The following is a 20270-nucleotide window of genomic DNA, read 5'->3' on the forward strand; positions in this document are numbered from 1 at the left end:
ACAGAAAGCAGGAAAACGATGAAACGCATGATCATGTGCATGTGCCTTTTGGCTGCCGTGTTTACGCTTGCCGCCTGCTCGGGCCATGAGGCAAGCGCCGAACAAAGCATTCCGAAGGCAGAAGCGCACCACGATAAAAAATCTGTAAAGCGCCAAATCAAAAAAGAGCCGGATACGTCCGCCTGGGTTAAAACGAAAGGAACGGCAAGACTGCCGATTCTGATGTACCACAGCATTTCTGAGGGAAACAGCCTGCGTGTGCCGAAGGAAGAATTCAGGCAGCATATGAAGTGGCTTCATGATCACGGCTATTATACGATGACTCCTGAAGAGGCCTATCTGATGCTGACGGAGGATAAGGAGCCGCGTGAAAAATGTGTTCTGATCACATTTGATGACGGCTATACCGACAATGTGAAAGCGGCCTATCCCATTTTAAAGAAATACAAGATGAAAGCGACAATCTTTATGATCGGAAACTTTATCGGGCATAAGAATCATTTGACTGAGAAGCAGATGAAGGAGATGGCCGCCCACGGCATTTCCATTCAGAGCCATACGATGAACCATCTCGAATTGAACGGGCTCACACCGCAGCAGCAGCGACGTGAAATGAAGGACTCTAAACGTTTATTTGATCAAATGTTCGGGCAGCGGACGTCTATGATCAGCTACCCTGTCGGACGATATAATAAGGAAACATTAAAAGCCGCCGCCGCGTCAGGCTACCGTATGGCGGTTACGACGGAGCCGGGAGCGGCGTCAAGAGATCAGGGGCTTTACGGGCTTCACCGCGTCCGTGTGTCGCCGGGCATGTCCGGCGCGGCATTCGGCTCTTATATTCAAAATGTGATGAAATAACAGAGCCTCCGCATATGCGGAGGCTCTTTTCAGTTTAATAGAATTGATGAAGCAGCAGAAGGGTGACACTCACGGTAATCGCTCCGCCGATTCTGGTCGACACTTGGGCGAACGGCATAAGCTCAAGCCGTTCAGCGGCGCTCAAGATCGCGACGTCGCCGGTGCCGCCCTGGCCGGAATGGCAGGCATTAATAACCGCCGTCTCAATCGGATACAGATTCATCCATTTTCCGGTCAGAAAACCGACGGCCATCATCGTGACGACGATTGATAAAATGGTAATGATGTTGCTGATCGTAAACGCCGCAATCAGCTTGTCCCACGGTGTCATTGAAACGCCGATCGCAAATAAGAGCGGATAGGTCACGGCTGTCGAGAAAAAGCGCGAGACGCCGAAGGCTCCGTTTTCAATCGAAGCCGGCGCCAGCCTGAACAGCTTAATGAGAACGGCAAGGACGAGCATCACGACAGGAGCCGGAAGCTGAAAGAAATCATGCGCCAGCATGCCGACCAAATAGAGGGAAACCGCTAAAATACCGCCCGAAGCGAAAAATGACAAATCAAACGTTTTATCATTGGCCGGCTGTTCCAATGCGGGAGCGGAATGATCAGACTTATCAACCTTCCCGTTGCCCGTCCATTCCGGTTTGCGTTTCCCGATGACATTCAGCAAACCCGATAACATAATGGCGCACAGGCTGCCGAGCATGATGGACGGCAGCACAAGCGCAAAGGCGTCTCCCTGGGACATCGGCATAATATCGGAGTAGCCGATGGATAAAGGAATCGCGCCTTCACCGACACCCCCCGCCATAATCGGAACGACAATATAAAGCAGCGTGTGCTGAAAGCCGAGCCCGAGCAGCGTCCCGACGCATAAGCCGACGATGGCGGCCGCGATCGAGCCGGTGATCAGCGGAATAAAAATTTTGACGAAAGCTTTGACGAGCGTCTCTCTTTTCATCCCGAGAATACTGCCGACGACGATACCGGCAATAAATAGATAGAGAAAGTTGGAGCTTTCCGTAAATTTTGTTGTTGAAGTAATAATGTCTTTCGGAAGCAGGTGGTAGTAGACGACAGCGGATGGAATAAAGGTTGCGAGAATCGCAGGGCCGCCGATGGACCGCACGATCGGAATGGATTTTCCGATCTGGCCGAAGGTAAATCCGAAAAAACTCATGACGGCAATTGATGTCAGAATGTCGCTTTTTACATCATGGCTCATGACAAACACCGTAATAAGCAAAAAAAGCAGGATATAAATAGGAAGAGGAATAATGCCGATTCTTATATTCATTGCTCTGGCAAACCAGTTATCAGTCCGTTCCTGTTTTTGGATTGAATCCGTTTGCAATTTTGGTTGAAGTTCTCCCATGCTTGTTCCCCCAGTCGTTATGTAGTGAAAAAATATCCCCATTTAAAGTATACTAAAAAATTTAAATTGTTGATATATTATGAATTTACTAGAGAGCATGCTTTCTTCACATTTTCTTTCTCGAAATGGCGATTTGGCGGGCTTTTTCACCGAGAAAAGCATTTTGTTCGCCACACGAATAAAAAAGAGGTACGATATCAAAGGGACAAATATCCTAGGTGCTGACATAAAATCTCTACAAATCCGACAATAATCGGTCACAATTTCAGCCTTATTTTAGGTATATTGATCTTTTTTTTTAGGCTGAATCGTTGTAAAGTAATGATATTGAATCATTTCTATGACAGCCGCTGTCCCCCAGGGTGTACAGGCTGATATTTCAATAGTTTTGACGAATTTGTGAAACATTGAGCAAATATATCATTTTTTGTGAAATACCGAGCAATGATTTCGCTATGTTTGTGAAATGTTGAGCAATTTACCAGATTGGAGGAAAAACATCATGAGTGAGTTGGTATTAGCCCGCATTCAATTTGCATCTACAACATTGTTTCACTTCTTGTTTGTGCCTTTGTCTATCGGGCTTGTGTTTATGGTTGCTTTGATGGAGACGCTTTATGTTTTCAAAAAACAAGAGACCTATCTCAAAATGGCTAAATTTTGGGGGCATCTCTTTTTAATTAACTTCGCTGTCGGCGTCGTCACAGGGATTCTTCAGGAATTCCAGTTCGGATTGAACTGGTCTGATTATTCCCGTTTTGTCGGAGACGTATTTGGAGCTCCGCTTGCGGTTGAAGCGCTTTTGGCGTTTTTTATGGAGTCTATTTTTATCGGATTATGGATTTTCGGCTGGGACCGTTTATCTAAAAAAGTGCATTTGCTTTGCATTTGGCTTGTGTCCTTCGGAACGATTATGTCATCTTTCTGGATTTTGACGGCAAACTCATTCATGCAGGAGCCGGTCGGCTTTGCGATTAAAAACGGCCGCGCGGAAATGAATGATTTCGGGGCGCTTTTGACAAACCCTCAGCTTTGGGTTGAATTCCCTCACGTCATTTTCGGAGCGCTTGCGACGGGTGCTTTCTTTATCGCCGGTGTCAGCGCATTTAAATTATTGAAGAAAAAAGAAGTGCCTTTCTTCCATAAATCTTTCAAGCTTTCGATGATTGTCGGTCTGATCGCCGGTATCGGCGTTGCGTTCAGCGGACATATGCAGGCTGAGCATTTAATGGAATCGCAGCCGATGAAAATGGCTGCCAGTGAAGCGCTTTGGGATGACAGCGGTGATCCTGCCGCGTGGACGGCTTTTGCAAATATTGATACGAATAAAGAAAAAAACACATCAGAAATTTCAATTCCTTACGCACTCAGCTACTTGGCTTACCAGAAGTTCAGCGGCAGTGTGAAAGGGATGAAAACACTTCAAAAAGAATACGAAAAAACGTACGGAAAAGGCGACTATATCCCGCCTGTTAAAACGACGTTCTGGAGTTTCCGCATTATGGCGGGAGCGGGCGCGCTTATGATTTTTGCCGCGATTGCCGGTTTTATTCTGAACCGCCGCAAAAAGCTTCATACGAGCAAGTGGTATTTACGGGGCATGATCGCACTGATCGCATTCCCATTCATTGCGAACTCTGCCGGTTGGATTATGACTGAAATCGGCCGCCAGCCGTGGACGGTCATGGGGCAATTGACGACCGCACAATCCGTTTCTCCTAACGTAACGACGGGATCTCTGCTGTTTTCAATTATCAGCTTCGGCGTCATGTACTTGATTTTAGGCGCGCTGCTTGTTTTCCTATTCGTTCGTGAAATTAAAAAAGGTGCGGACCATGATGATCATAAGGATGTTCCTGTATCAACAGATCCGTTCAGTCAGGAGGTCTACCATGGGGTCACTTCATGATCTTTGGTTTATACTCGTTTCAGTTTTGTTTGTCGGATTTTTCTTTTTAGAGGGTTTTGATTTCGGTGTCGGCATTTCGACCCGATTTCTTGGCCATAATGAATTAGAACGCAGAGTGCTGGTTAACACCATCGGTCCGTTCTGGGATGCGAATGAGGTGTGGCTTATCACAGGTACGGGAGCGATCTTCGCGGCATTCCCGAACTGGTATGCGACGATGCTGAGCGGATATTACATTCCGTTTATCATCATTCTTCTTGCCTTGATGGGGCGCGGCGTGGCATTTGAATTCCGCGGCCAAGTGAATAATCTGAAATGGGTCAAAACATGGGACTGGGTGATTTTCTTCGGCAGCCTTATCCCGCCATTTGTATTCGGACTTATTTTCACAAGCTTGTTCCGCGGTGTGCCGATTGACGGACATATGAACATTCACGCAGGTTTTTCAGATATTGTGAACGTGTATTCCGTTCTTGGCGGAGCAGCCGTCACCCTTTTTTCATTCCTGCACGGTTTAATGTTTATCACCCTGCGCACGATCGGTGATTTACAAGAGCGTGCGAGAAAAATGGCGAAACGCGTAATCGGTATTATCTTTCTTGTTGTACTTGCTTTCTTTGCGATGTCTGCATACGATACGGATATGTTTACACGCCGGGCAAACATCACGATTCCGGTATTCGTGCTGATTGTCATCTGCAACGTTCTTGCCGTTGTGTTCATGAGCAAGAAAAAAGACGGCTGGGCATTCGGTATGACCGGCGCGGGTCTTGCTTTGACAGTTGCGATGATTTTTATCTCTCTGTTTCCGCGCGTCATGGTCAGCTCGCTGACAAGCGCGTATGACTTAACAGTAGCTAACGCGTCTTCCGGTGATTATTCACTTAAGGTCATGACAATTGTCGCACTGACTCTGCTGCCGTTTGTCATCGGCAGTCAGATCTGGAGCTATTATGTCTTCCGGAAACGCGTCAGCCATAAGGAGCCTATGACTTATTAATGGGAAAAGACCTGTTTCTTTATAAAGGAATGAAGCGGATTCTTGCGATCATTACGGGATTAACGATTATACAAACGGCTGCCATCATCTTGCAGGCGGAATGGCTGAGCCAGGCGGTAACCGGATTATTTAACGGGAAGCGGATTGCTTCTCTTTATCCGGTTATCGGCTTTTTCCTGCTTGCGTTTTTGGTCCGGCATGCGGTGACAACGGCCCGGCAGAAAATCGTGTACCAATATGCCGCGCAAACCGGCGCAGACTTAAGAAAAAGATTTCTTGAGCAATTGTTCCGTCTCGGCCCCCGCTTCGCGAAAAAAGAGGGGACGGGCCGGATGGTGACGCTGGCGATGGAAGGCATCAGCCAGTTCCGCCGTTATTTAGAGCTGTTTCTGCCGAAAATGGTCAGCATGGCGATTGTGCCGGCGGCCGTTGTTATTTACGTGTTTTTTCAGGATAAAACGTCGGCATTGATTCTGATTCTTGCGCTTCCGATTTTGATTGTATTTATGATTCTGCTCGGACTTGTCGCACAGAAAAAAGCCGATCGCCAATGGAAGTCTTATCAGACGCTTTCCAATCATTTCGTGGATTCGCTCCGCGGACTGGAGACATTGCGGTTTTTAGGATTAAGCAAATCACACAGTAAAAACATCTTTCATGTCAGTGAGAGATACCGCAAGGCGACGATGAGCACGCTCCGGGTCGCGTTTTTATCATCATTCGCCCTGGATTTCTTTACGATGCTGTCGGTGGCGACAGTGGCGGTGTTTCTCGGCTTGCGGCTGATAGACGGACAAATTCTGCTCGGGCCGGCATTGACCGCGCTGATTCTCGCGCCTGAATATTTTCTCCCGGTCCGCGAAGTGGGGAATGATTACCACGCGACGTTAAACGGGCAGGAGGCGGGGAAAACCATTCAAGCGATTTTGGCGCAGCCCGGTTTTAAAGAAGAAAAGCCGCTCGAACTTGATACGTGGACTGACGGGGATGAATTACAGCTTACGCGTTTGTCCGTCCGAGAATCGATGTCTGAATTTCATCTGTCCTTTAAAGGGAAGAAGAAAATCGGAATTATCGGGGAAAGCGGTGCGGGAAAATCGACACTCATTGATGTGCTGGGCGGCTTTTTAGAGCCTGCGTCCGGTGAGATCAAGGTAAACGGTGAATCCCGCTCGCATCTGCAGTCGGACGGCTGGCAGAAGCAGCTGCTTTATATTCCGCAGCACCCGTACATTTTTGATGACACGCTTTTGAATAATATCCGGTTTTATCATCCTGATGCTTCCCGTGAGGAAACGGCGCAGGCCGCTGCTTCGGCGGGTCTTTCCGAACTGATCCGTGATCTGCCCGGCGGTCTTGACGGCCGGATCGGCGAGGGCGGACGGATGCTCAGCGGAGGACAGGCTCAGCGTGTCGCGCTGGCCAGAGCCTTTTTAGGAAACCGGCCGATTCTCCTTTTGGATGAGCCGACCGCTCACCTTGATATTGAAACAGAATATGAAATAAAAGAAACGATGAAAGACCTGTTTGAAAACAAACTTGTCTTTCTGGCCACTCACCGTCTTCACTGGATGCTTGAGATGGACGAAATTATCGTGCTTGATGACGGCGCGGTGGCGGAAATCGGCACCCACGACGAATTGATGGAGAAACAAGGCGTATACGCCAAACTTGTAAAGGCGCAACTGGGGGAAAGAACATGAGAAAAGAAGAATGGATTCTGCCGTATATGAAGCAAAATGCCCGTTTGTTTGTTCTTGTGATTTTTTTAGGCGCGGTGACGATTTTTTCGGCGGCCTTTCTCATGTTCACTTCCGGTTTTTTGATCTCTAAGTCGGCGACCAGGCCTGAGAATATCCTGCTGGTGTACGTTCCGATTGTGGCCGTGCGCACCTTCGGGATTGCCCGTTCAGTTTCACGGTACGCCGAGCGTCTGACGGGGCACCATATCATTTTGAAAATCGTGTCCGACATGCGGGTGCGGCTTTACAATATGCTGGAGCCGGCCTCGCTCATGCTTTCATCCCGTTTTCGGACGGGCGACATGCTCGGCATTTTGGCTGAGGATATTGAGCATTTGCAGGATGCGTTTTTAAAAACGATTTTCCCGGCGGTTTCCGCTTTGCTGCTGTATGCGGCATCCGTTATCGGACTCGGCTTTTTTTCCTGGCCGTTTGCCGCTTTTGCGGCGATTTACCTGTTTATATTGGTTGTATTGTTTCCGGTTGTGTCGCTTCTTGTGACGAGAGCGAAAAACATGAGGCTGAAAAGCGGCCGGAATACGCTCTACAGCCGGCTGACAGATGCCGTGCTCGGCGTGAGCGACTGGATGTTCTCGGGACGCCAGGCGGCCTTTATTTCCTCATATGAAGAGAAAGAGAAGGCGTGGTTTGACCTTGAAAGCAAACGTCAGCGGTTTACGAGATGGCGTGATCTCGCCGCGCAATGTCTTGTCGGTGGCTTCATATTGATCATGCTGTTCTGGACGGCGGGTCAGTATGCGGACGGCAGCATCGCCAACACGATGATTGCGGCCTTTGTGCTTGTCGTATTTCCATTGACGGAGGCGTTTCTGCCCCTTTCGGATGCGCTGACGGAAGTGCCTTCTTATCAGGATTCCATCAAAAGAATGAGTAAGGCGGCTCCGGAGCTGCGAAGTCGTGAGGTGAAGCAGACAGATGAGAAACTGGATGTATCGGATGTGACACTTACATTTGATAACGTGACGTTTTCTTATGATCAGCACAGTCATGTGCTTGACCGTTTTTCCTTCACTCTCCGCCAAGGTGAAAAAATGGCGCTGCTCGGCAGGAGCGGCTCCGGTAAGTCGACCTCTCTCGCTTTAATTGAAGGCGCCTTAGTTCCCGATTCGGGCAAAGTGATGCTGAACGGGCTGGAAACTGCGGCCGTGCAGGAGCAGATTTCCTCAGCGGTGGCCGTTTTGAATCAGAAACCTCATCTCTTTAACACGAGCATTATGAACAATATCCGGCTCGGAAACGGCAAGGCGAGTGATGAAGATGTTAAGCGTGCGGCTCGGCAAGTGAAGCTGCATGATTATATTGAATCATTGCCTGACGGATATGAAACGTCTGTGCAGGAGACGGGGATTCGTTTCTCAGGCGGGGAACGGCAGCGGATCGCGCTTGCCCGTATTCTGCTCCAAGACACGCCGGTCATTATCCTTGATGAACCGACGGTCGGCCTTGATGCGGTCACTGAACGCGAATTGCTTGATACGATTTTTGATGTCTTTAAAGAGAAAACGATCCTCTGGATTACACACCATTTAGCGGGTGTGGAAACAGCTGATAAAATCGTCTTTTTAGAAAATGGAAAAGCAGAAATGGAAGGAACCCATCAAGAGCTGCTTGCAGAAAACGAACGGTACCGGAAGCTTTACCGTCTTGATGTTCCGATCAGAACATAAACAGCCGCAAACGAGCGGCTGTTTTTTTGTGCGGTTTAAAATCTCTTCTTGTTTGGAATATAAATAGGAGACAGAAGAGGAGGTACAGAGATGAATATAATGGATTGGACGGAACAGGATGTGAAAGATACGCTGCCGAAGCGGGAGGCAGACAGCCATAAGGGGACGTTCGGGACGGCGTTATTACTGGCCGGTAGCGAAGACATGCCGGGAGCCGCCCTTCTGGCCGGATTGGGCGCGATGAGGAGCGGTGTCGGCAAGCTCGTCATCGGTACATCGGCAGGCGTCATTCCGCTTATCGTCCCGGTGCTGCCGGAAGCGACGTACTGGCGTGACGGCTGGAAAAAAGCCGCGGCGGGCCAGCCCGGGGAAACCATCCGGGCCGCTGCCATCGGACCGGGCCTTCCCCAAACAGACGAAGTGCAGCAGGCGGCTGATCAGCTGCTTTCTGCCGATTATCCCGTCATACTGGACGCGGGCGCCATTACGAAAAGAACCTATCCAAAGAGGAAAGCCCCTGTGATCTTGACGCCTCATCCCGGCGAATTTTCCAGAATGACAGGCCTTCCGATTCAAGAGATTCAGCAGAACAGAGCGGGATATGCCGCGGAATGGGCGGAGCTGCTTCACGCCACGATTGTCTTGAAAGGAAACGAAACCATTATCGCTTTTCCCGACGGGGAATGCCGCAGAAATACAACCGGAAACGGCGCGCTTGCAAAAGGGGGGACCGGCGACACGCTGACGGGAATGATTCTCGGCATGCTGTGCTGTCATCAAGACCCGCAGCATGCCGTATTGAACGCCGTCCGACTTCACGGCGAATGTGCGGAATTATGGACGAAAGAGCGCTCCGCCCATACCTTATTGGCGCACGAACTTTCTGAACTGCTGCCGCGTGTATGGAAGGAATATGAATAAAGAAAAGGCGTCTTCATAGAGAAGGCGCCTCTTGTTGTTTTACCCTTGATTTCATCAGGACATAATACAGCAGCGACGGAACGGCCAGGCCGATGACCCAGGCAATGTCGCCTCCGCCGAATATTTCAGCGAGCGGCCCGATGTAAAAGGATGTATTGATGAACGGGATTTCTAATATAATCGACAAAACGAAGGCGGCCGCTGTAATCCAATTGACCCTGCCATATTGTCCGTTGACATCAAACATCGATTTGACGTGGTATTTTCCGCGTCGGATAAAATAGTAATCCACGAGGTTGATCGCCGTCCATGGAATTAAGAAATAACTGATGAAAAAGATGAAATTTAAAAACAGTTCCATGAAATTGCTTTGGCCCAAGAGACTTAATACAGTACCCGCTGCCGTCACACAAAGGATCATTACCACTCTCGTTTTCGGCGTCACCTTCAGTTTTAAAAACGGCTCCAAAGTAGTCGTCGTTGACATAAAGGCTCCGTATAAATTAAAGACGTTGATCGCCATTTGTCCGAACAGGACAATGATCAGCATAATGAAGGAAAACGGACCGAACAATCGGACAATCTCATTTCCCGCATTAGCGGTAAATTCCGGGAGCGCCGTCGTCAAAATGGCGCCGAGAAGCATCATCCAGATGGAACTGACTGACGTACCTGCGTAGCTGTACCAAAAGGTATGCGATGCCGGTGTTTTGACCGGCAGATAACGGGAATAATCTGCGACATATGGCGCATATGCCAGCTGCCATGTGGCCACCGCGCTGACCGCCACTAGAAAAACAGGCAGATCTAATGAGCCGGGCACCCAGCTTCCTGAAGGAATCGGCAGTTGAAAAATAAGAATCGTTGCAGCAAAAAAAACGGCAAAGGAGGTCCAAGAGAGGATTTTCTGCATTTTGTGAATCAGATCATGACCGTAGATCGTGAGTAAAAAACAGATGGCGCTTAAGCCGATAATACACCATGAAGCCGGAATCGGTACAAAGCTGCTCAATGTACCGGCTGCGAGAATCGTACTGCTCGCAAAGAAGCCCAGGTAGATAAACATGACCAAAAAGAGGGGCAGAATCGCTCCGATCACGCCGAATTGCGCGCGGCTTTGAATCATTTGCGGAATTCCGAGCTGAGGTCCTTGTGCGGAATGAGACGCCATAAAGATTGCGCCGATAAAGGTCCCGATAATAATGGCGGCGATACTCCAAAAGAGATCGAGTCCCATTGTAACGGGCAGTGTGCCTGTGACTAACGTCGTAATATGCATATTAGCCCCGAACCAGACGGGGAATAAATCTTTAGCCTTTCCGTGTCTTTCGTCATGCGGAATATGTTCAATCGTTCGCCTTTCTACTTTCAATAGATAATCTCCTCCGTATGTTCTTCTTTAACATAAAAACATAGCTTAACAGATTGACCTGCCGTTTACAAATTCCAGCATGCAGGAAAAACATTGTAAAGCCTCGCTGACAGCCGTTCAAAAGTTTTTTTGAAAAACGGTACAAACACTGCCGCCAAAACGATTTGCCAGGGTTTAAAAGGCATGGATATGCTTACGGACTAATATGTATTAAGGAGAAATGTGTCAATCTTTTGACGAATGGAGCCATTATTCGTTAAGCTGAAAGAATAGTTTACTTTGTGTAAATTTCATTAATGAAAAGGGGATTGATGATATGTGTACAAGTCTTACATTGAAAACGGCAGACGGTAATCACCTATTGGCGCGAACGATGGATTTTGCATTTCAGCTCGGTACGGACGTCGTGCTTTACCCTCGTCAGTACAGCTGGAAAAGCGAAGCTGACGGCAGGATGCATAAGACGAAATACGCATTTATCGGCATGGGGAGAAATCTCGGCAATGTTCTGTTTGCCGATGGCGTAAATGAAAAAGGGCTGTCGTGTGCGACGCTGTATTTTCCGGGCTTTGCGGGATACGAGAAAGCGGAACGGGAGGGCACCTGTCACATCGCTCCTCATGAGTTTGTCACCTGGGCCTTATCAAACTGTGAATCTCTTGATGACATAAAGGAAAAGCTCTCAATGCTGACGATTGTAGAGAAGAAGTTAATGTTATTGGATACGGTGCTGCCTCTTCATTGGATTTTATCAGACCGCACGGGCGGCTGCATTGTCATCGAGCCGACACCGGAGGGAATGAAAGTATATGACAACCAACCCGGAGTGATGACCAACAGTCCGGAATTTCCTTGGCATGTGACCAATCTGCGCCATTATATCGGAATCAGGCCGCAGCAGTCAGAAAGCAAAACATTGGGCGGAATGACATTAACCGCTTTCGGCCAAGGATCTGGAACGATCGGGCTTCCCGGTGATTACACGCCGCCATCCCGATTCATCAGAGCCGCTTATCTGAAAGAGCATTTAGAGCCTGCCGCTCATGAAACGGATGGCGTTACGGCCGCTTTTCACGTGCTGTCCAATGTGAATATTCCAAAAGGCGCGGTGATCACAGAGGAGAATGAAATTGATTATACGCAGTATACGTCGGTCATGTGCTGTGACACCGGGAACTACTACTTTCATCTGTACGACAACCGGCAGATTCACAAAGTAAGTTTACTCCATGAAGATGTTGACCGTCCGGAGCCGAAAGTATTTGCGGCCGCGGCGGAGCAGAATATACAGGAGCTGAATTAGCTCAAAAAAAACAGGACGCGATTGTCCTGTTTTTTTATTTAATACGGATCAGACGGATGGCTTTCCTGTTCAGCCTGTTTTGCGGCTTGGGCCGTATCTGTAGTGCCGATCGGTCCGCCGCTGTTGCTTTCGGAGGCTTTTTTCAGCCCTTCCGCAACACGTTTTCCGTAGTCCGGATCTGCTTTTGTGAAATTCTCAATCATTTGATCCTGAATGTCTTTCCGGCAGGAAGAAAGCGTATTGACCAGGTTTGTGATCAATTCGTTCCGTTCAAATTCCGAAAATCTGCGGTACGTTTCACCGGCTTGGCCGAAATTATTCGACCGGTCGATCGCTTCCCGCTTCACATCGCCTTCGACATGAGGTGTATGGTCTTTCCCATCCTGCTTTGCTTCGTTGAGTCCTCCCATAATGGACGGCTCATAGTTGACGTGCGGGTTTTGTCCTTCTGCCCGATCGACCCGATACTGCATTTGCCCGCCTTCCTGGTTGGTGGCGACATGCTTTTTCGGCGAGTTGATCGGAAGCTGCAGGTAATTTGCGCCGACCCGGTACCGCTGGGTATCTGAATAGGCGAATGTCCGCCCCTGAAGTAATTTGTCATCTGAAAAATCAAGGCCGTCCACAAGCACGCCCGTTCCGAATGAGGCCTGTTCCACCTCGGCATGGTAGTTTTCCGGGTTTTTGTTCAGAACCAATTTACCGATCGGTTTCCAAGGGAAATCGTCTTTATACCACAGCTTGGTCGGATCAAGCGGATCAAAATCCAGCTCGGGGTGTTCGTCATCAGTCATGATTTGCGCATACACTTCCCATTCAGGGTAATCGCCTTTTTCAATCGCTTCATACAAATCCTGTGTCGCATGGTTAAAGTTTTTCCCCTGAATCTCTTCCGCTTCCTTCTGTGTCAGGTTGCGGATGCCCTGTTTCGGTTCAAAGTGATATTTGACGAGCACGGCTTTACCTTCTTCATTGACCCATTTGTAGGCATGGACGCCTGAGCCCTGCATCTGCCGGTAGTTGGCCGGGATGCCCCACGGCGAAAACAAGAAAGTGATCATATGAGTCGCTTCAGGTGATTGGGAAATGAAGTCGAAAATACGCTCGCCGTCCTGAATGTTCGTAACGGGATCAGGCTGAAATGCGTGCACAAGATCCGGGAACTTCAGCGGATCACGGATAAAAAAGATTTTCAGGTTGTTGCCGACCAGATCCCAGTTGCCGTCTTCGGTATAAAGCTTAACGGCAAAACCCCGGGGATCACGCAATGTTTCCGGGGAATGCTTTCCGTGGTTGACGGTAGAAAACCGCACAAACGCCGGAGTTTTCGTTCCTTTCTTTTGAAACACTTTCGCTCTTGTGTATGTAGAAATCTCCTCGTCTCCAAAACTTCCGTACGCCTCAAAGTATCCGTGTGCTCCGGCGCCGCGCGCGTGAACGACGCGCTCGGGAATCCGTTCGCGGTCAAAGTGGCTGATTTTCTCCAAAAAATCATAATTCTCCAATGTCGTCGGTCCTCTATTGCCGACTGTCCTGACATTCTGGTTGTCAGTGACCGGATGGCCCTGCCGGTTTGTCAGCGTGTCTTCTGACTCGCCTTTACCGGTCGTCTTACTGGAAAGCGTTTCTTCGCTGTTTTTGTTATTTTCCATTGTTGAACCCTCCTTTTTGAACGGTAACAATATGCCCAGCAGAGCCGTTTCTTAAAACCGATTTTCAAAAGAAACAGTTATTCCGCGATCGGCGTCAAGGACCCGCCGTTCCATATTTCGCCCTTGTTCAGCGTCCAGCTGTTTTGATAAAGGCTTTGCGCGCCTTGATTGGCCGCCGGACTTAATTGTTCATCCCATGTCAAAAAGTACGTTGTCTCGGGATACTTTTGCCTGATCGCATTGATAAAAGCAGCATAATCAAAGCTTCCGATATTGCCGGACGGACCGGTTTCGGCAAAGGCAAACGGTTTTTTCAGAGACAGCATTTCATCATAGCCTGATATCGCATACGGATCAGTGAAGTAAGCGTCCAGACCGGTAATATCCACATAAGATGAGCCTGGGTAGAAGTCTGTTTTAAAGTCTCTGTTGGCATCCGGCGAATACACCCACAAAAGGTTATCCAATCCTCTTGTCTCTGTCATATAACGGTATATCTTCTTGTAAAGCTCTTTGTACAGCGAGATTCTTTCCGTGTCTTTTTGGTTGTAGCCTGTCAGCCCCCACCAGAACCACTCGCCGTTCATTTCATGCAGCGGTCTGAACAGAACGGTGACGCCTTGATTTTTCAGCTGAGTAAGGCCGTCGGCGATTTTGCTGAGCAGCGCCTCAAGGCGTTTTCCTTCAACAGTTGAAGGGTCCAGGATGTTTTTGTACTGGCTGTTTGAGATGGCCGTTTTATAGTTTCCGGATGGAAAAGCCGGATTTGCGAGATGCAGGCTGACCTGAGGGAGGCCGCCGCTTTTCCAGTATGAGATTAAGCTGCTGTTGCAGCTGTAATCGATAGAATCGGTGATATCCGCTGTTTCAAGCCATCCTCTCCCATAGTCACAGCCGTAGATGGCGGGAGACTGTCCCGTCACGTTTTTCAAGCGGTTTTCCTCTGTCATTGAAAAAGTGACATCGCTGTACCCGCCGAACGCCCCGGACATGACCCTGTTTTCTGAACGGTTGGGCAGGTGCGCCAGCCAGTTCATGATATCTTTTGTCGTCTGCTGGGCATTTGGGTTGACGGGATAAACGGTTTGAGCCGATATCGGACTGGCGGCTCCTAAGAGTAATAAAACGATAGACAGGCAGACAGCTAACTTTTTGAGCATAAAAAAGACCTCCTGATTTTTAGGGTGATGAAGGATGTGAAACGATAACCTCACAATCTCCTTCTATAACAAAACCTCCGGAATCCGCCGGCACGATAAAGTGATCGCCTTTGTGAACGGGGCATCCATCCAGTTCTCCGCGTCCTTTAATGACGCTTGCGAGTAAATACCGGCCGGGTGCGGGGAATGATGCTTTCCCGCTCACATTCCATTGATAAACTGAAAAGAACGGTGTCTCTGCGAGTATTGTAATGAGAGCATCTCCGATCCGATGCTTTGTGCTTTTTACTTTTTCATCGGTATGCGGAATCTCTGTTACGTCAATTGCTTTCTGAAGATGAAGCTCGCGTTTATTCCCGTTCCCATCCGTCCGGTCATAGTCGTAAAGCCGGTAGGTGGCATCAGAGCTTTGCTGGATTTCAAGAACGAGCGTACCTTCGCATAAAGCGTGCAGTGTGCCGCTCGGGACATAGAAAAAGTCGCCGGGTTTAATGGGGATGCGGCGGAGCAGGTGATCCCACTCGTTTCGTTCAATGAGCTGAACGAAGTCTTCTTTTGTTTGGGCGCGATGCCCTAAAATGAGCTCCGCGTCTTTTTTGCAGTCCAACACGTACCAGCATTCCGTTTTTCCGAGTTCTCCGTTTTCATGCCGATGTGCATATGCGTCATCCGGATGCACCTGCACGGATAGATCCATATCAGCGTCAAGAATTTTTGTGAGCAGGGGAAAAGCCTCTTCATTCGGATGTCCGAACAGGTCAGGGTGTTCATTCCAGAGACGGTGTAATGATGTTCCGGAAAAAGGCCCGTTCCGCACGATGGATGTGCCGTGCGGATGAGCTGAAATCGCCCAGCACTCGCCCGTCCGCTCAGAAGGAATCTCATACCCGAATGTATCGCGCAGCTTCGTCCCGCCCCATAATCTTTCTTTAAAAACCGGTTCCAAAAATAAGAGTTTCGTCATTTTCCCGCCTCCCGGTTTGCCGCTTCTAAGGCCTGCTCCGCCAATACGAGCGAACCGGCCGCGCCGGAGTGAATCCCTAATTGAGGGGGAACGATGTATTTTTCAATATCGGGCAGATCAATATATTGATTCAGCCGCTTTTTCACGTGCTGACGGATAGAAGAGAACAGCTGATGCTGCTTCATGACGCCCCCGCCGAGAATGATCTTTTCCGGCGAAAGTATGAGAATATACTGCACAAGCGCTTCGGCAATATAATAGCCCTCAAGCTCCCACACTTCCTGCTGATCCGTGAGCAGAAATGCTTTTTTCCCCCAGCGTTTCTCAATGGCGGGGCCTGCCGCGAGGCCTTCCAGACAATCTGTATGGTACGGGCAATTGCCCTTGTAGCCGTCGTCCGGATGTCTTCTGACATAAATGTGGCCCATTTCAGGATGAGACAGCCCTTGAACAAATCTGCCGTTCATGATGGCGCCCGCGCCGATGCCTGTGCCGACCGTCAAATAGAGGCAGCTGTCCGCGTTTTTGGCCGCGCCGAAAGAAGCTTCTCCAAGCGCCGCCGCATTAACGTCGGTGGTGAAGCCTGCGGGAATATCCAGAGCGCTTTTGATCGTTTGAAGAATAGGGCAGTTCCGCCAGGCTGTCTTCGGCGTCGCGGTGATGCACCCGTATGTTTGACTGTCGGGACGGATATCAATCGGCCCGAACGACCCGATGCCGATGGCGTCTATCGGGAAATCTTTAAAGTAACGGATCACCTGTCTGAGTGTGTCATCCGGTTCTCCCGTCGGAAACTCTGCTCTGTCCAGAATGGTGCCGTCTCTTTGTCCGGCGGCACAGACAAATTTCGTGCCGCCGGCTTCAATACCTCCAAGCATGGCCGTCCCTCCTCATCTGTTAAAATCCGTTTTGATCGGAAACGGCTTTGAACCAGCGGCCGCTTTTTTTGACGGTCCGTTCGCCCCCGTTTTCCAGATTGACAGATACAAAGCCGTAGCGGTTTTTATAAGCATTTGTCCAAGACCAGTTGTCCATGAAAGTCCACAGGTGATAGCCTTTTACATTTGAAGCTTCCCCGATGGCCCGATGCACCCATTTCAGATGTTCCTGGATAAATTCAATCCTGTAATCATCCTGAATGATGCCGTTTTCATCGCGGAAGCGTTCCTCGCCTTCTACTCCCATGCCGTTCTCAGAAATAAAACACTCGATATTTCCGTAATGTTCTCTGAGATTGGTGAGAATGTCGTAGATTCCTTTTTCGTAAATTTCCCAACCGCGATGAGGGTTCATTTTCCGGCCGGGCATGACATACGGATCGAAGAAACGCTCAGGCAGGAAAGGGGCATGCGGATTCGGAACATGTTCTTTTGCCTTGACGCGCCTCGGCTGATAGTAGTTCACGCCTAACAGGTCGACCGTATGCTCCTGAATGAGGCGGAGATCTTCTTTCTCATAATGCGGCAGAAAGCCTTCCGCCTTGAAAATCTCGACAAGCTCCTCAGGAAATTCGCCCTTTACGGCGGGATCTAAAAATGAGCGGTTGAAAAAGGCGTCGGCAATCCGGGACGCTTTGACATCTTCAGGATGTGAGCTTCTCGGATAAGAAGGCGTCAGATTCAGAATGATTCCGATTTGTCCGTCCTGTTTCAATTCTCTGTAGGCTTTGACAGCCCTTGCATTCGACAGCAGGGTATGGAAACCGGCCTGCACCGCTTCTTGAAAATTAACGTGATTCGGGTAGTGAAAGTCGTATAAGTAGCCGCCTTCAATCGGCACAATCGGCTCGTTGTGAGTGAACCATTTTTTCACCTTGTCACCGAATAGCGAAAAGCATGTTTTGGCGTAATGTTCAAACGCGTCAACGGTGTTCCGGCTGACCCAGCCCCCCTTCCGCTGAAGGGCGAGCGGCATGTCAAAGTGAAACAAATTGACAAACGGCTCAATATGATGGGCAAGCATTTCATCGATGACGTCCTGATAAAACGCGACCGCTTTCTGATTGACCTCGCCAGTTCCGTCCGGAATCAATCTTGACCAGGAAATAGACAGCCGGAAGGAGTTGTGGCCGATTTCTTTCATCAGCCGGATATCCTCCTTGTATTGATCGTAAAAACGTGACGTGTCGCCGGGACCGACGCCGTTAAAAAAACGGCTCGGCTCTTTTTCATACCAGTAATCCCATATGTTTTGGCTTTTTCCGTCTCTGTCGGCGGCGCCTTCTGTTTGGGTGGCGGAGGCGGAAGACCCCCACCAGAATCCTTCCGGAAAACGATATTGAATATTTGATTCAGTCAATTGATTTCTCTCCCTTACTGCGATTTTGATTACATACTCATGCTGTCATCCCGGGCATGCTGCTCGGTCTCAGCTTCTTTTTCCTTTGCCATGTTTAATTTGTCCAGCGCTTTAAGAAACGGGAACCAGATGACAAACACAATACAGAGGTTGACCAGCTGCATAATGCCGCCCATGACGGAATTGGTCGCCATAATCCCGTTAATGAATAGGGGGACGGTCCAAGGCACGGTCACGCCGGTAGGAGGCGGCACGATCCCCGCCGACATGGCCAGGTAGGTGACAAGGGTGACAACCATCGGCGCGATCACCCACGGAATGATAATGATCGGGTTCATCACGATCGGCAAACCGAAAATAACCGGCTCATTGACATTGAAAATGCCTGGCGCGAGACCGAGTTTGGATATCTGTTTCATCTGTTTGCTTTTCATAAAAAGCAAGATGGCGATCACTATGGCCAATGTCATTCCGGTTCCGCCCATTCCGACGGTGTAAATCTCCATAAACGGCTTAGAAATAATATGGGGAATCTCTTTTCCCGCTGTATACGCAGCCAAATTTTCGACCTGTAATGTATTCCAAATCGGGTCCATCACGGAATTGATAATGATTTGTCCGTGAAGGCCGAAAAACCATAAAATCTGAATAAAGAAAACAGCGATTAATGTAGGGATGATGCCGCTTCCAAGTCCGACAAGCGGGGCTTGAACCGTATGATAAATGACATCATACAGATTGGTGTGAAAGATCTGGGTGACAGCCGCATTGATCAAGAGGAAGACGGTAAGCGTGATAAAAGCCGGAATCAATGCGGCGAACGATTTAGCAACAGCCGGAGGAACACCGGCAGGCATCTTAATCGTTAAGTTTCTCTGGACGATTCTTCTGTAGATTTCACCTGACAAAAAAGCGGTTATCATGCCGAGAAACATCCCTTTTGCTCCAAGCCGGTCAACCGGAATGACGCCTGCGACCGCTTTGCCCGTTTCCGGCTCTAAGACGAACGGGGTGAGCAGCAGAAAAGAAACCAATGCGATCGCCCCGCCGAATACGGCCTCCACTTCGTAGCTTTTGGAAAGGTAATAGCCGATCCCGAAGACGACAAAAATGGACATAATCCCCATCGTCGCCGTCGAAGCGCCGCCAAATCCGGATTGAAAGACAGACAGTGCGGAGCTGCTCATGATTTTGTTTAAAAACGGCAGGTTCGTCAGCACGACGAACACCGAACCGAAAATGGTCAGCGGAAACGCCAGCATAAAAGCATCCCGTAAGACTTGCAAGTAGCGGTTATTGTTTAATTTGCCAGCGATCGGAATAAGGAATTGGCTGATTTTCTCAAACACGTCTTCACCCCCGGCTTTCTATAAATTTTTTGATTGAAATAAGTCGAGCATTTCTTTAACGAGCTCTTTCATTGAAAGCGCTGACATTAAGTGGTCTTCAGCATGCATAAAAAGCAGAGAGACATCCGTCTTGGCGCCGCCGGCTTCTTTTTGAATCATCTGAAAATGGATGTCATGCGCTTTCCCCAGTTCTTCTTCAGCCTTTGTCAGAAAGGTGTCTGACTCATCTGTCCGGCCGTCTTTATAAGCGCGTATCGATTGAATAATATTGCTGCGGGCATTGCCGCTGTGAAGAATCAGCTGAAAACTGATCTGTTCATCCGTGTACGTTTCCATGCTTATCGCCTCCTTTATTTGTTCTCTATCAAGGCAACGGCCTGTTCGTATGCTTTTTTGCCGTCCCCCATGCCGTATGCCATCATATCAATCACATCAACGGTGATGTGAAGCGGGTCCGCCTCTTTCTGAAGCTCACCTTTTAAAAAACTCATCTGCGGGCCGATCAGTACGACGTCTGCATCTTTCATCGCTTCTTTTGCTTTATCCTGTCCGACTGCCCAAATCTCGGCTTCCTCACCGATGGAGCGGGCGTAATTCTGCATTTTCGTGACAAGAAGGCTGGTGGACATGCCTGAGCTGCAGGCTAATAAAATTCTTTTCATGAGGAATCCCT

At 49.0% G+C, this 20270-nt stretch carries 17 protein-coding genes; 7 read left to right on the forward strand and 10 right to left on the reverse strand.

The window, feature by feature from the left end:
- The first annotated feature begins 18 nt into the window (after positions 1-18).
- Positions 19-861 (forward strand): polysaccharide deacetylase family protein, encoded by an 843-nt coding sequence (locus SB724_RS13795; RefSeq protein WP_061861669.1) that lies wholly within the window; start codon positions 19-21, stop codon positions 859-861.
- A gap of 34 nt (positions 862-895) precedes the next feature.
- Here the strand turns inward: SB724_RS13795 and cimH are convergent, their stop codons facing one another.
- Positions 896-2239 (reverse strand): citrate/malate transporter CimH, encoded by a 1344-nt coding sequence (cimH, locus tag SB724_RS13800; RefSeq protein ID WP_410571560.1) that lies wholly within the window; start codon positions 2237-2239, stop codon positions 896-898.
- Between the two features lie 502 nt (positions 2240-2741).
- Here cimH and SB724_RS13805 point away from each other — a divergent pair.
- The 5 genes from SB724_RS13805 to SB724_RS13825 all read left to right on the forward strand — a co-directional run bounded on the left by SB724_RS13805 (position 2742) and on the right by SB724_RS13825 (position 9499).
- On the forward strand, positions 2742-4148 hold the full coding sequence (locus SB724_RS13805) for a cytochrome ubiquinol oxidase subunit I (protein ID WP_410571562.1): 1407 nt from the start codon (positions 2742-2744) through the stop codon (positions 4146-4148).
- Positions 4132-5148 (forward strand): cytochrome d ubiquinol oxidase subunit II, encoded by a 1017-nt coding sequence (cydB, locus tag SB724_RS13810; RefSeq protein WP_410571564.1) that lies wholly within the window; start codon positions 4132-4134, stop codon positions 5146-5148. Before SB724_RS13805 ends, cydB begins: the two co-directional genes overlap by 17 nt.
- Entirely contained in the window at positions 5148-6851 is a 1704-nt protein-coding gene (gene cydD, locus SB724_RS13815; protein ID WP_265972635.1) for a thiol reductant ABC exporter subunit CydD, read from the forward strand. The genes cydB and cydD overlap by 1 nt, the downstream gene beginning before the upstream one ends.
- Positions 6848-8578 carry a thiol reductant ABC exporter subunit CydC gene (gene cydC, locus SB724_RS13820; protein WP_039253327.1) on the forward strand — a complete coding sequence of 577 codons (1731 nt, stop codon included), beginning with the start codon at positions 6848-6850 and terminating at the stop codon, positions 8576-8578. Before cydD ends, cydC begins: the two co-directional genes overlap by 4 nt.
- Positions 8579-8668: 90 nt before the next feature.
- Positions 8669-9499 (forward strand): NAD(P)H-hydrate dehydratase, encoded by an 831-nt coding sequence (locus tag SB724_RS13825; protein ID WP_265972638.1) that lies wholly within the window; start codon positions 8669-8671, stop codon positions 9497-9499.
- Between the two features lie 13 nt (positions 9500-9512).
- Here the strand turns inward: SB724_RS13825 and SB724_RS13830 are convergent, their stop codons facing one another.
- Complete coding sequence (locus SB724_RS13830) at positions 9513-10871, reverse strand: purine-cytosine permease family protein (RefSeq protein WP_015240847.1); 1359 nt, start codon at positions 10869-10871, stop codon at positions 9513-9515.
- A 316-nt stretch (positions 10872-11187) separates the two neighbouring features.
- Between SB724_RS13830 and SB724_RS13835 the strand changes: the two genes are divergently transcribed.
- Complete coding sequence (locus SB724_RS13835) at positions 11188-12174, forward strand: choloylglycine hydrolase family protein (protein WP_265972639.1); 987 nt, start codon at positions 11188-11190, stop codon at positions 12172-12174.
- A 38-nt stretch (positions 12175-12212) separates the two neighbouring features.
- Here SB724_RS13835 and katX read toward each other — a convergent pair whose 3' ends face one another.
- From katX to SB724_RS13875, 8 genes are all read right to left on the reverse strand, one after another.
- Positions 12213-13826, reverse strand: a complete 1614-nt coding sequence (katX, locus tag SB724_RS13840) for a catalase KatX (RefSeq protein ID WP_285980065.1) — start codon at positions 13824-13826, stop codon at positions 12213-12215.
- Between the two features lie 77 nt (positions 13827-13903).
- Positions 13904-14986, reverse strand: coding sequence for a glycosyl hydrolase (locus tag SB724_RS13845; protein ID WP_410571568.1), 1083 nt, complete (start codon positions 14984-14986; stop codon positions 13904-13906).
- 19 nt (positions 14987-15005) lie between these two features.
- A complete protein-coding gene (gene manA / locus SB724_RS13850) occupies positions 15006-15950 on the reverse strand; it encodes a mannose-6-phosphate isomerase, class I (RefSeq protein WP_265972642.1) in 945 nt (314 codons plus the stop codon).
- On the reverse strand, positions 15947-16828 hold the full coding sequence (locus SB724_RS13855; protein ID WP_410571571.1) for an ROK family protein: 882 nt from the start codon (positions 16826-16828) through the stop codon (positions 15947-15949). Before SB724_RS13855 ends, manA begins: the two co-directional genes overlap by 4 nt.
- 19 nt (positions 16829-16847) lie before the next feature.
- Complete coding sequence (locus SB724_RS13860; RefSeq protein WP_410571573.1) at positions 16848-18248, reverse strand: glycoside hydrolase family 1 protein; 1401 nt, start codon at positions 18246-18248, stop codon at positions 16848-16850.
- Positions 18249-18277: 29 nt separating this feature from the next.
- Positions 18278-19597, reverse strand: a complete 1320-nt coding sequence (celB, locus tag SB724_RS13865; protein WP_410571574.1) for a PTS cellobiose transporter subunit IIC — start codon at positions 19595-19597, stop codon at positions 18278-18280.
- Between the two features lie 18 nt (positions 19598-19615).
- Positions 19616-19933, reverse strand: a complete 318-nt coding sequence (locus SB724_RS13870) for a PTS lactose/cellobiose transporter subunit IIA (RefSeq protein WP_007407750.1) — start codon at positions 19931-19933, stop codon at positions 19616-19618.
- 14 nt (positions 19934-19947) lie between these two features.
- Positions 19948-20259: a PTS sugar transporter subunit IIB gene (locus SB724_RS13875; RefSeq protein WP_007614670.1), complete on the reverse strand. Its 312-nt coding sequence runs from the start codon at positions 20257-20259 to the stop codon at positions 19948-19950.
- Positions 20260-20270 lie beyond the last annotated feature (11 nt).

Origin of the sequence: Bacillus sp. SIMBA_031 (assembly GCF_046535225.1) — a bacterium.
Classification (GTDB): domain Bacteria; phylum Bacillota; class Bacilli; order Bacillales; family Bacillaceae; genus Bacillus; species Bacillus velezensis.

Excerpts from the sequence above, each read along its gene's own strand:
- SB724_RS13795 (WP_061861669.1), top strand. The coding sequence starts at position 19 with ATGAAACGCATGATCATGTGCATGTGCCTTTTGGCTGCCGTGTTTACG.
- SB724_RS13845 (WP_410571568.1), bottom strand. The coding sequence starts at position 14,986 with ATGCTCAAAAAGTTAGCTGTCTGCCTGTCTATCGTTTTATTACTCTTA.
- SB724_RS13870 (WP_007407750.1), bottom strand. The coding sequence starts at position 19,933 with ATGGAAACGTACACGGATGAACAGATCAGTTTTCAGCTGATTCTTCAC.
- SB724_RS13875 (WP_007614670.1), bottom strand. The coding sequence starts at position 20,259 with ATGAAAAGAATTTTATTAGCCTGCAGCTCAGGCATGTCCACCAGCCTT.
- SB724_RS13825 (WP_265972638.1), top strand. The coding sequence starts at position 8,669 with ATGAATATAATGGATTGGACGGAACAGGATGTGAAAGATACGCTGCCG.
- cydC (WP_039253327.1), top strand. The coding sequence starts at position 6,848 with ATGAGAAAAGAAGAATGGATTCTGCCGTATATGAAGCAAAATGCCCGT.
- SB724_RS13855 (WP_410571571.1), bottom strand. The coding sequence starts at position 16,828 with ATGCTTGGAGGTATTGAAGCCGGCGGCACGAAATTTGTCTGTGCCGCC.
- SB724_RS13835 (WP_265972639.1), top strand. The coding sequence starts at position 11,188 with ATGTGTACAAGTCTTACATTGAAAACGGCAGACGGTAATCACCTATTG.
- cydB (WP_410571564.1), top strand. The coding sequence starts at position 4,132 with ATGGGGTCACTTCATGATCTTTGGTTTATACTCGTTTCAGTTTTGTTT.
- manA (WP_265972642.1), bottom strand. The coding sequence starts at position 15,950 with ATGACGAAACTCTTATTTTTGGAACCGGTTTTTAAAGAAAGATTATGG.
- katX (WP_285980065.1), bottom strand. The coding sequence starts at position 13,826 with ATGGAAAATAACAAAAACAGCGAAGAAACGCTTTCCAGTAAGACGACC.
- cimH (WP_410571560.1), bottom strand. The coding sequence starts at position 2,239 with ATGGGAGAACTTCAACCAAAATTGCAAACGGATTCAATCCAAAAACAG.
- cydD (WP_265972635.1), top strand. The coding sequence starts at position 5,148 with ATGGGAAAAGACCTGTTTCTTTATAAAGGAATGAAGCGGATTCTTGCG.
- SB724_RS13805 (WP_410571562.1), top strand. The coding sequence starts at position 2,742 with ATGAGTGAGTTGGTATTAGCCCGCATTCAATTTGCATCTACAACATTG.